Here is an 11,127-nt window from a genome sequence, read left to right on the forward strand (position 1 = left end):
TCTGACAAATTGCTTCGCGAATGAATTCGCTCCCACAGGTATATGGGGTCTATGTTCATTTCCTGTCACAAAAACGTGCTGATTACTGTGATCCCATAAGAGCATCACACTCGATGTCGCTCGATCACAGGAAGTCACTCCATGCTTCAGCTCTCCCGAATGATGCTCAGCGCCGGTCTGGGCATTGCGCTTAATCTGTCGATATTCACCGCTGCCAGCGCGGCCACCACCGAGGTGACCGGCGCGGGCTCGACGTTCGTGTACCCCGTACTGTTCAAGTGGGCGACCGATTACAACCAGAAGACCGGCATCCGCGTTAATTACCAATCCATCGGCTCGGGCGCTGGTATCGCCCAGATCAAGGAAGCAGCGGTGGATTTTGGCGCTACTGACATGCCGATGAAGTCAGCAGAATTGCAATCACTGGGCTTGCAGCAGTTTCCTTCGGTCATCGGAGGCGTGGTGCCAGTCATCAACGTGGCATCGGTGGCGCCCGGCAGCATGAAATTCAGCGGACCGCTGCTGGCCGATATCTTCATGGGCAAGATCAGCAAGTGGAACGACCCCGCAATCGTCTCGCTCAACCCGGGCCAGAAGTTGCCTGACGCCAAGATCAACGTGGTTTACCGCTCTGAGGATTCAGGCACCACGTTCAACCTCTCCAGCTACTTCTCCCGCGTCAGCCCGCAGTGGAAAGAGAAACTGGGGGAAGGTACGTCGGTGAAATGGCCGGTGGGGCTAGGTAGCAAGGGCAGTGAGGGCGTGGCCTCTTACGTGAAGCAGATGCCCAATTCAATTGGCTACGTCGAATACGCCTACGTCAAACAACAGAAGCTGAACTACGGATTGCTGCAGAACGCATCGGGCAATTTCGTGGCGCCGAGCACTGAGAGCTTTCAGGCTGCTGCCGCTACAGCGGACTGGAAAAACGCGAAGGACTTTGACCTTTCGATGCTCAACGCACCCGGCGAGCAGGCTTATCCGATCACGGCGGCGACGTTTATCATTCTGTACCGCCAAGCCAGGGACGCTGATCGCCAGAAAGCCGTGCAGGATTTCTTCCGCTGGACGCTGGAAAACGGTCAAGAACAGGCGCGTTCGCTGGATTTCGCGCCGATTCCAACGGATCTGAAGAATCAGATCGAAGCGTCGTGGGGTGATGGGCCGAAGCCGCAGTAGCAGGCAACCGACACAAACAAAAAAGGCGTCCCGAAGGACGCCTTTTTCATGTGCTTCAACACGGTTGGCGTTGAAACCAGTCTTCAGCCCATTTACAACAACTGGACAGAAAGTGGTCGGGGTAAGGGGATTCGAACTCCTGACATCCTGCTCCCAAAGCAGGCGCGCTACCGGACTGCGCTATACCCCGATAAAACAAGAATGCACCTCGTAAGGCGCATTCTAAGCGGGTGACGCGACTGGCGTCACTCCCTAAGATTCAACCCGATGAAGCCGGGCAGAAAATGGTGGGTCGTGTGGGATTCGAACCTACGACCAATTGGTTAAAAGCCAACTGCTCTACCAACTGAGCTAACGACCCAAAATAGTGGTCGGGGTAAGGGGATTCGAACTCCTGACATCCTGCTCCCAAAGCAGGCGCGCTACCGGACTGCGCTATACCCCGACATGGCTACATTCTGAAAATTGGCTCCGTGACCAGGACTCGAACCTGGGACCCAATGATTAACAGTCATTTGCTCTACCGACTGAGCTATCACGGAACTATTCAATTTCAGATGCAACTTTACAACGCTTCCAACACAACAAACTCAGTACATCCATGCAAAACAATGTCTTGCACTTACTACCCTGAATCTACTGCATTTTCAGCCTCTTCGACCTGTTCGCATCGCTGCGTTCACGTCTCTGAGGCGCGCTATTCTACATTTCCAGAAACACCTGTCAACCCTCTAAATTGCTTTTAAGACAATGATTTGCGACTTTCCTGAAGATCGCCCCACCACCCATCCAGGTTCGCGTACAAAACACCCGGCGAAAAAAAGGGCCTCCACGCGGGAAGCCCTTTTTGCCCTATCTATATAGACAGCGGATGAATCAACTGAAAACGATCTCGTCGCCTTCGACCCGGCCAGTGATGCTGCTGCCAGGCATGAACTCGCCAGACAGGATCAACGTCGCCAGCGGATTCTCGATCCAGCGCTGAATGCCGCGCTTCAGAGGCCGCGCGCCATACACCGGGTCGTAACCCACGGCGATCAACTTATCCATCGCCTCAGGCGTCAACTCCAGCGCCAGATCGCGCTCAGCCAGACGCTTACGCAAACGCCCAAGCTGAATATCGGCGATGCCGGCAATCTGATCCCGCGCCAGTGGCTCGAATACCACTACTTCGTCGATCCGGTTTACAAACTCCGGACGGAAGTGCGAGCTGACCGCATCCATGACCGCTGCACGCTGGGCCTCACGATCCCCTTCCAGCTCCTGAATACGCGCTGAGCCCAGGTTCGAGGTCATGACGATCACGGTATTGCGGAAGTCCACTGTCCGGCCATGGCTGTCAGTCAGGCGCCCGTCCTCCAGCACTTGCAGCAGCACGTTGAAGACGTCCGGATGCGCTTTCTCGACTTCGTCCAGCAGAATCACCGAGTACGGCTTGCGACGCACAGCTTCGGTCAGGTAGCCGCCTTCTTCGTAGCCGACGTAGCCCGGCGGCGCACCAATCAGCCGTGCCACGGAATGTTTCTCCATGAACTCGGACATATCGATGCGCACCATTGCTTCTTCGGTGTCGAACAGAAATTCGGCCAGCGCCTTGCACAGTTCGGTCTTACCCACGCCGGTCGGGCCGAGGAACATGAACGAGCCGCTTGGGCGATTAGGGTCGGATAACCCGGCACGGGAGCGGCGCACGGCATTGGCCACAGCTACAACGGCTTCGTTCTGACCGATCACGCGCTGATGCAGCAGGCTTTCCATCTTCATCAGCTTGTCGCGCTCGCCTTCGAGCATTTTCGACACAGGAATGCCGGTCCACTTGGAGACGACCTCGGCGATTTCTTCCTCGGTGACCTTACTGCGCAGCAACTGATTCTCAGGCTTGCCGTGCTGATCGACCATCTGCAGGCTGCGCTCCAGATCCGGGATGATCCCGTACTGCAACTCGGCCATGCGATTCAGGTCGCCCTTACGACGCGCAGCCTCCAGTTCCTGGCGTGACTGCTCGATCTTTTGCTGGATCTGCGCAGAGCCTGTGACCTCGGCTTTTTCCGACGTCCAGATCTCTTCCAGATCAGCGTACTCACGCTCCAGGCGAATGATTTCTTCCTGCAGCTTTTCAAGCCGCTTGATTGCCGCTTCGTCGTCTTCCTTCTTGAGCGCCTGCGCTTCGACCTTGAGCTGAATCAGGCGCCGCTCAAGCCGGTCGAGGACTTCAGGCTTGGAGTCGATTTCCATGCGGATGCGGCTGGCGGCTTCGTCGATCAGGTCGATGGCCTTGTCCGGCAACTGACGGTCGGTGATGTAACGATGGCTTAGCTTGGCGGCCGCGATGATTGCGCCATCGGTGATCGCCACTTTGTGGTGAACCTCGTAACGCTCTTTCAGGCCACGCAGAATGGCGATGGTGTCTTCTTCGCTCGGTTCTTCTACCAGCACTTTCTGGAAGCGACGTTCGAGGGCGGCATCCTTCTCGATGTACTGGCGGTATTCGTTGAGCGTGGTCGCGCCGACACAGTGCAGCTCGCCACGCGCCAAGGCAGGCTTGAGCATATTGCCAGCGTCCATCGAGCCTTCGGCCTTGCCGGCGCCGACCATGGTGTGCAGTTCGTCGATGAACAGGATGATCTGGCCTTCCTGCTTGGACAGTTCATTGAGCAGCCCTTTGAGGCGCTCTTCGAACTCGCCCCGGAACTTGGCACCGGCAATCAGCGCACCCATGTCCAGCGACAGCAAGCGCTTGCCCTTCAGGCCGTCCGGCACTTCACCGTTGATGATGCGCTGGGCCAGGCCTTCGGCGATGGCGGTTTTACCGACGCCTGGCTCACCGATCAGCACCGGGTTGTTTTTGGTACGGCGTTGCAGCACCTGAATCGTGCGACGGATTTCGTCATCACGCCCGATCACTGGGTCCAGCTTGCCTTCTTCGGCGCGCTTGGTCAGGTCGACGGTGTATTTATCCAGCGCCTGACGCGACTCTTCAACGTTCGCGTCATTCACCGCGCCGCCGCCACGCAGATTGATAATCGCATTTTCCAGAGCCTTTTTGCTGACGCCTTGGCCGAGGAGCAACTTGCCCAGCTTGCTGTTCTCGTCCATGGCGGCGAGCAGCACCAGTTCGCTGGAGATGAACTGGTCACTCTTCTGCTGAGCCAAGCGGTCAGCCTGATTGAGCAGGCGCGCCAAGTCCTGCGACATGTTCACATCGCCGGTCGGGTTCTGGATTTTTGGCAGCTGGTCGAGCTCTTTGCTCAACTCTTTGCGCAGGCTGTTGACGTCAAAGCCTACTTGCAACAGCAGCGGCTTGATCGAACCGCCTTGTTGCTCAAGCAATGCCTGCATCAAGTGCGCCGGCTCGATAGCCGGATGGTCGAGGCCCACCGCGAGAGATTGGGCGTCGGATAAAGCCAACTGTAATTTGCTGGTTAAACGATCGATACGCATTAGTCACCTTCCTATATAGCCAGGCCGGAGCAATGAACACACCTGATAAAGAAAACCTGGCAGATGGTCCGTAAGATGCGGGCAATTGTTCAGGATTCAAGCGGTGTTTGATTGATGTGGATCAACGATAGCTGCCGAACGCCAGTTTGATCCGGCGGTGACAAGGGCGGCGGAATTGCGGCGGCCCCAAATCTGTTGAAGCGAGGCTTGCCCGCGAAGCTAACGACGCGCAGTGTCAGAACAAATCGAGTTCTCAGCTTCGTCGGCAAGCCGGACTCCTACGCCTTTCGGGCAGATGCGGATCAGGCGTGTTCGATCCAGATCAGCGAGGCGAAACGTCCGGTGCGGGCGCTGCGACGGTAGGAGTAGAAGCGCGGGTCGTTGTAGGTCGAAAGACCGCCACCGTAGACCGCTTTCACACCATAAGCCGCCAAGCGCAGGCGCGCCAGCTGGTAGATGTCGGCCATGAACTTGCCGTCGTTGACGCTCGGCACGAAGGCGTCCACCGTCAATGGGTGCGTAGCGATAAATGCTTCCCGCACTTCCGGGCCAACTTCGAACGCATCGGGCCCGATGGCGGGGCCCAACCAGACCATGATATCGGCTGGATCGTCGGAAAAGCTGTCCACCGCCGCTTCCAGCACACCCGCAGCCAGACCGCGCCAACCGGCGTGCGCCGCCGCCACCCGAGTACCGGATCGATTGCAGAACAGCGCCGGTAAACAATCAGCCGTCATGATCGTGCAGGCAACTGCTGGGGTCGACGTCCAACTGGCGTCGGCCTCCATCACTTCGGCAGCGGTGGCCTCAACCGCCGAGACCCCGTGCACCTGACGCAACCAAGCAGGTTGAACGTCGAGCCGCGACGTCAGCGCAAGGCGATTACTGCGGACGGCTTGAGGATCGTCGTCGACATGACCACCAAGATTGAAACTGTCGAACGGCGCCAGACTCACGCCGCCCGCTCGTGTGGTGACGCACGATTTAATCCCCGCAGGCGCAGGCCAGTCAGGAATCAGCCAGTCCGCCACGAATCCACTCATCCAACGAACGCTTCGCGGTCCTGCTTGAGCAGCGACAGCAACCAGACAAAGTCGTCCGGAAGAGGCGATTCCCAGCTCATGCGTTGACCGGTCGTCGGGTGATCGAGCTCCAGAAAACGAGCATGCAACGCCTGACGCGGAAAATGCTTGAGTGACTCGACCATCGTGACGCTGGCCGCTGGCGGAATGCGGAAGCGACCGCCGTAGGCTGGATCACCAACGAGGGGAAAGTTGATGTGCGACATGTGCACGCGAATCTGGTGCGTACGGCCGGTTTCGAGCTTGACCCGCACATGGGTGTGGGAGCGGAAACGCTCGAGCACGCGATAATGACTGACCGCAGGCTTGCCGCCTTCCATCACTGCCATACGCTGGCGTTGCTGGCCATGACGACCGATCGGGGCGTTGATCTTGCCACCGGCAGTCACGACACCGATCACGATGCATTCATAAATACGGCTGACGCTGCGGTTCTGCAGTTGAGTAACCAGCTGCGTTTGCGCCTGAATGGTCTTGGCCACCACCATCAAACCGGTGGTGTCCTTGTCCAGACGGTGCACGATACCGGCGCGCGGAACATTGACGATGTCCGGTATGTGATGCAACAAGGCGTTCAGCAATGTGCCATCAGCATGACCAGCCGCGGGGTGCACGACCAGACCGGCAGGTTTGTTGATGACCAGGATCTGGTCGTCTTCATAGACGATGTCCAGTTCGATGTCCTGGGCGATCCACTCGCCCTGGGCTTCCTGTTCGGCGACCAAAGCCAGCACAGCGCCGCCATGCACGATGTCACGCGGGCGCAAAACGCCTCCGTCCACAGTCAGGCGGCCGTCTTTGATCCAGGCGGAAAGGCGCGAGCGTGAGTGCTCAGCGAAGAGTTGGGCGGCGACTTGGTCGAGGCGTTGACCGCCCAATTCGGACGGCACCTCTGCGCGGAGTTCTATGATCTCAGACATGCTCAAACTAGGAGGTGGCACTGGCCTTTGGTTTCGGCTGCGCGCTTGTGGTTAAATACGGCGTCTTTTGTCCCGGGGGTTCCACGGGGCGCTCATCATAACAGGACGGTCCTGCGCAAGACAGCAGGCCGTTATAGGGACGCAAGCCGCCATGCAAGTGAAACACCTGCTGCTGATCGCCATCCTCGCACTCACTGCTGCTTGTTCTTCGAAGAAAGAAGTCGTCGACGAAAACCTCAGCGAAGTCGAGCTGTACCAGCAGGCGCAGGCCGATCTGGACAACAACAGCTACAACAGCGCCACTGAGAAACTCAAGGCGCTGGAATCACGCTATCCATTCGGTCGTTACGCAGATCAAGCCCAACTGGAGCTGATCTACGCCAACTACAAGAATGGTGAGCCTGAAGCCGCAAAGTCCGCTGCCGAGCGTTTTATCCGCTTGCACCCCCAGCACCCGAACGTCGATTACGCCTATTACCTGAAGGGCCTGACCTCGTTTGACCAGGACGTCGGCCTGCTGGCGCGCTTCCTGCCGCTGGACCAGACCAAGCGTGACCCTGGCGCTGCACGTGACTCCTACAACGAGTTCGCGCAACTGACCAGCCGCTACCCGAACAGCCGCTACGCTCCTGACGCCAAGCAACGCATGATCTACCTGCGCAACCTGCTGGCTGCGTACGAAATCCACGTTGCTGACTACTACCTGACTCGTCAGGCCTATGTTGCCGCCGCCAACCGTGGCCGCTATGTGGTAGAAAACTTCCAGGAAACCCCAGCCGTCGGCGATGGCCTGGCCGTGATGGTCGAAGCGTATCAGCGCATGCACCTGGACGACCTGGCTGACACCAGCCTTGAAGTGCTCAAGACCAACTACCCCGATCACCCGCAATTGGCTGACGGCAAGTTTGAGCCTCGCGAGTCCGAAGCGGACAACCGCTCGTGGCTGTCCAAGGCGACATTGGGCCTGATCGAAAGCCGTCCCCCACTGCCGCCTGGTCAGACTCGCGCCAACCAAGACGTGATCAAGCAGTACGAAGACGCCAAGGAAGCCATTCCTGCTGATCTGCTGCCAGAGAATCAGGCAGAGCTCGACGAGCAGGAACACGAAGCGGAAGGCAATAACGACCGCTCGTGGTTCAGTTACGCGACGTTCGGCGTATTTGACTGATCACGCCGCCGTAGCAAAGAGAGGTCCTTCGGGGCCTCTTTTTTATGCCCGGACACTTTATAAGCGCGCACATCACTGTCCGGGCGGCAGCGCCTTGGCTACACTGCGAAATATTCACTCAATAAGCTGGTAGACATGATTCGTTTGATTATGTGGATCGCCCTGATCATGGCGGCCATTTGGTTGTTCAAACGCCTTAAACGAGGCCCTACACCACGCCCCAAGGCGCAATCACCGGAAATCGCGGCGGCGCCAATGGTCCGTTGCGCACAATGCGGCGTCCATGTTCCGCAGGATCGCGCGCTGAGTTCCGGTCAGCAATGGTACTGCAGCGAGCCGCACCGGCTTCAGGGCCCCGCGACACGTGACCGCTGAGACTCTGTCTCTCGCGAGCCCACAAGCGCAGCGCATTCTTCGGCTGTACCACCTGTATCGATTGACCATCGGTGTCATGTTGGTGCTGCTGATTTCCAGCAGTCTGGACGCCGAGTTGCTGGAACTGGCCAACATCGACCTGTTCCGCACCGGATGCTGGCTGTATCTGGTATTCAATATTCTGATCGTGGTGCTGCTGGAACGGCCCACCAGTCAGGGTCAGTTGTTTTTACTGGCGGTCGGCGACGCCTTCATGCTGTCGGCATTGTTCTATGCCGGCGGCGGCGCACCCAGTGGTATCGGCAACCTGATCATCGCCTCGGTAGCGATCAGTAACGTACTGCTTCGCAAGCGCCCCGGTCTGCTAATCGCAGCGATTTCGGCGATTGGCATCATTTATCTGACTTTTTACATCAGTTACAACAAGCCGGCGGCCGCCAATCATTACGTGCAAGCAGGGTCGTTGGGCGCGCTTTGCTTTGCAGCGGCGTTGCTCGTCCAGGCGCTGGTGCGCCGGCTGCAGGTCAGCGAGAACATTGCCGAGCAGCGTGCGGCAGATGTGAATAACCTGGAAGAGCTCAACGCACTGATCCTGCAACGCATGCGTACCGGCATTTTGGTACTGGACGCCAGGCGCACAGTGCTGCTGGCCAATCAGAGCGCGCTGACGCTACTGGGGCACGAAGAGCTGGTCGGCAGAAATATCGATGATTACTCGTTGCCGCTGGTCGATCGGCTGCGCCAGTGGCAGGTCAATCCAACACTGGCACCGCGCAGCATTTCCACTTCCGCCATCGGGCCGGTCCTGCGCGCGGGGTTCATCGCGCTGACTCGCGGCACCCACCGCCACACGCTGATATTCCTCGAAGACCTCTCGCAAATCTCGCAACAGGCGCAGCAACTGAAGCTTGCCGCACTGGGCCGATTGACTGCGGGCATCGCCCACGAAATCCGCAATCCGCTGGGCGCCATCAGTCACGCCGCGCAGTTGCTGGCGGAGTCTGAGGAACTGGACGACGCTGATCGGCGTCTCAGTCAAATCATCCAGGACCAATCACGACGGATGAATCTGGTGATCGAGAACGTCTTGCAGCTGTCCCGTCGACGTCAGACCGAAGCCAATTTGCTTGACCTCAAGCAGTGGCTGGAACAGTACGTCGCCGAGCTTGGCGACTCGTTGCCCGCCAATCAGCAGGTTCATCTGGAGACCGGCCCCGGCCTGCTCACGACCCGAATGGATGCCGAACAACTGCAGCAGGTCATGAGCAATCTGGTGCAAAACGGCCTTCGCTACAGCGCGCAACACAACGAACGCGCTAACGTGTGGCTCAGGCTATTTCACAACCCCATGAGTGAACTGCCGACGCTGGAAGTGCTGGACGACGGCCCCGGCGTGGCGCAGGAACACCTGAGCAAGATCTTCGAACCGTTTTTCACAACCGAAAGCAATGGAACTGGCTTGGGTCTCTACCTTTCGCGCGAACTGTGCGAGAGCAATCAGGCCAATCTGGATTACTCACCACGGGAAGGTGCCGGCAGCTGCATGCGGATTACCTTCGCCCATCCGTTCAAATTGAGTTGAACATGAGCCAACGGCAAAAGATCCTGATCGTCGACGATGAGCCCGACATTCGCGAGCTGCTGGAGATCACTCTGGGGCGGATGAAGCTCGATACCCGCAGCGCGCGCAACGTCAAGGAAGCTCACGAATGGCTGGCGCGACAGCCATTCGACCTGTGCCTCACCGATATGCGGCTGCCCGACGGCAACGGGCTGGAATTGGTGCAACACATCCAGCAACATCACGCTCAGGTGCCGGTGGCCATGATCACGGCCCATGGCAGCCTCGACACAGCGATCCACGCCCTCAAAGCTGGGGCTTTTGACTTCCTGACCAAACCGGTCGATCTCGGTCGTCTGCGCGAACTGGTCAGCAGCGCCCTGCGCCTGCGGCTACCGCAGTCCAATGAAGCGCGTCTGGACCGCCGGCTTTTGGGTAGCTCCCCACCCATGGAAGCGTTGCGCAAACAGATCAGTAAGCTGGCACGCAGTCAGGCCCCGATCTACATCAGCGGCGAGTCGGGCAGTGGCAAGGAGTTGGTGGCGCGCCTTATCCATGACCAAGGCTCCAGGGCAGATCAGCCGTTCGTACCGGTCAATTGCGGCGCGATCCCGTCCGACCTGATGGAAAGCGAGTTTTTCGGCCACCGCAAAGGCAGTTTCACCGGCGCCCACGAGGACAAACCGGGCCTGTTTCAAGCGGCCAGTGGCGGCACGCTGTTCCTCGATGAAGTGGCGGATCTGCCCTTGGCGATGCAGGTCAAACTGCTGCGGGCCATACAGGAAAAATCCATTCGCCCTATCGGCGGCCAGCAGGAAGTTGTGGTGGACGTACGCGTGCTCTGCGCCACCCACAAGGACCTGAGCGCAGAAGTGGCGGCTGGACGGTTTCGCCAGGATTTGTACTACCGGCTAAACGTGATTGAGCTGCGCGTGCCGTCGCTACGCGAGCGTCGTGAGGACATCGAGGAGTTGGCAAACAACGTCTTGAAGCGGCTGAGCATTAACAATGTCCAGCCCCCTGCCCGCTTGCAGCCCAAAGCCCTCGAAGCGCTGAAAAACTACCGCTTCCCCGGCAACGTGCGCGAGCTGGAAAACATGCTCGAACGCGCCTACACGCTGTGCGACAACGACCAGATCAACGCCGACGACCTACGCCTGGCCGAACCCATCAATACCCATGAACAGGGCGATCCGAATCTGGCGGACATCGACAATCTCGAGGACTACCTGGAAAGTATCGAACGCAAACTGATCCTGCAGGCGCTCGAAGAAACGCGGTGGAACAGAACTGCTGCAGCGCAGCGATTGAACCTGTCGTTCCGGTCGATGCGTTATCGGTTGAAGAAGTTGGGATTGGATTGAGATTGCCCGAGCGCATACACCCGTAGGAGCGCGCTTG

At 58.5% G+C, this 11,127-nt stretch carries 8 protein-coding genes and 4 tRNA genes; 5 read left to right on the forward strand and 7 right to left on the reverse strand.

Annotated elements, in window-relative coordinates:
• The first annotated feature begins 141 nt into the window (after positions 1 to 141).
• The gene (pstS, locus tag ACWKWM_RS18190; protein WP_483847474.1) at positions 142 to 1,179 is read left to right on the forward strand and encodes a phosphate ABC transporter substrate-binding protein PstS; all 1,038 of its coding nucleotides are present in this window, start codon (positions 142 to 144) and stop codon (positions 1,177 to 1,179) included.
• A gap of 113 nt (positions 1,180 to 1,292) precedes the next feature.
• Here the strand turns inward: pstS and ACWKWM_RS18195 are convergent.
• The 7 genes from ACWKWM_RS18195 to rluD all read right to left on the reverse strand — a co-directional run bounded on the left by ACWKWM_RS18195 (position 1,293) and on the right by rluD (position 6,622).
• Positions 1,293 to 1,369, reverse strand: a tRNA-Pro gene (locus ACWKWM_RS18195).
• A 95-nt stretch (positions 1,370 to 1,464) separates the two neighbouring features.
• Positions 1,465 to 1,540, reverse strand: a tRNA-Lys gene (locus ACWKWM_RS18200).
• A gap of 7 nt (positions 1,541 to 1,547) precedes the next feature.
• Positions 1,548 to 1,624, reverse strand: a tRNA-Pro gene (locus ACWKWM_RS18205).
• Positions 1,625 to 1,645: 21 nt separating this feature from the next.
• A tRNA-Asn gene (locus tag ACWKWM_RS18210) sits at positions 1,646 to 1,721 on the reverse strand.
• Between the two features lie 334 nt (positions 1,722 to 2,055).
• Complete coding sequence (clpB, locus tag ACWKWM_RS18215) at positions 2,056 to 4,620, reverse strand: ATP-dependent chaperone ClpB (RefSeq protein WP_483838051.1); 2,565 nt, start codon at positions 4,618 to 4,620, stop codon at positions 2,056 to 2,058.
• A 302-nt stretch (positions 4,621 to 4,922) separates the two neighbouring features.
• Positions 4,923 to 5,651, reverse strand: coding sequence for a peptidoglycan editing factor PgeF (gene pgeF / locus ACWKWM_RS18220; protein WP_483847518.1), 729 nt, complete (start codon positions 5,649 to 5,651; stop codon positions 4,923 to 4,925).
• Between the two features lie 8 nt (positions 5,652 to 5,659).
• Positions 5,660 to 6,622 carry a 23S rRNA pseudouridine(1911/1915/1917) synthase RluD gene (rluD, locus tag ACWKWM_RS18225; protein ID WP_483838052.1) on the reverse strand — a complete coding sequence of 321 codons (963 nt, stop codon included), beginning with the start codon at positions 6,620 to 6,622 and terminating at the stop codon, positions 5,660 to 5,662.
• Positions 6,623 to 6,773: 151 nt separating this feature from the next.
• Here rluD and ACWKWM_RS18230 point away from each other — a divergent pair, with 151 nt between their 5' ends.
• The 4 genes from ACWKWM_RS18230 (at position 6,774) to ACWKWM_RS18245 (ending at position 11,090) form a co-directional block, all read left to right on the forward strand.
• A complete protein-coding gene (locus ACWKWM_RS18230; RefSeq protein WP_483847475.1) occupies positions 6,774 to 7,790 on the forward strand; it encodes an outer membrane protein assembly factor BamD in 1,017 nt (338 codons plus the stop codon).
• Between the two features lie 150 nt (positions 7,791 to 7,940).
• A complete protein-coding gene (locus tag ACWKWM_RS18235) occupies positions 7,941 to 8,165 on the forward strand; it encodes a PP0621 family protein (protein ID WP_483847519.1) in 225 nt (74 codons plus the stop codon).
• Positions 8,155 to 9,747 (forward strand): two-component system sensor histidine kinase NtrB, encoded by a 1,593-nt coding sequence (locus ACWKWM_RS18240; protein WP_483847476.1) that lies wholly within the window; start codon positions 8,155 to 8,157, stop codon positions 9,745 to 9,747. The genes ACWKWM_RS18235 and ACWKWM_RS18240 overlap by 11 nt, the downstream gene beginning before the upstream one ends.
• A 2-nt stretch (positions 9,748 to 9,749) precedes the next feature.
• Positions 9,750 to 11,090 (forward strand): sigma-54-dependent transcriptional regulator, encoded by a 1,341-nt coding sequence (locus ACWKWM_RS18245; protein WP_483847477.1) that lies wholly within the window; start codon positions 9,750 to 9,752, stop codon positions 11,088 to 11,090.
• The last annotated feature ends 37 nt before the right edge of the window (positions 11,091 to 11,127 follow it).

It is taken from the genome of Pseudomonas rosaeacicularis, assembly GCF_057128745.1.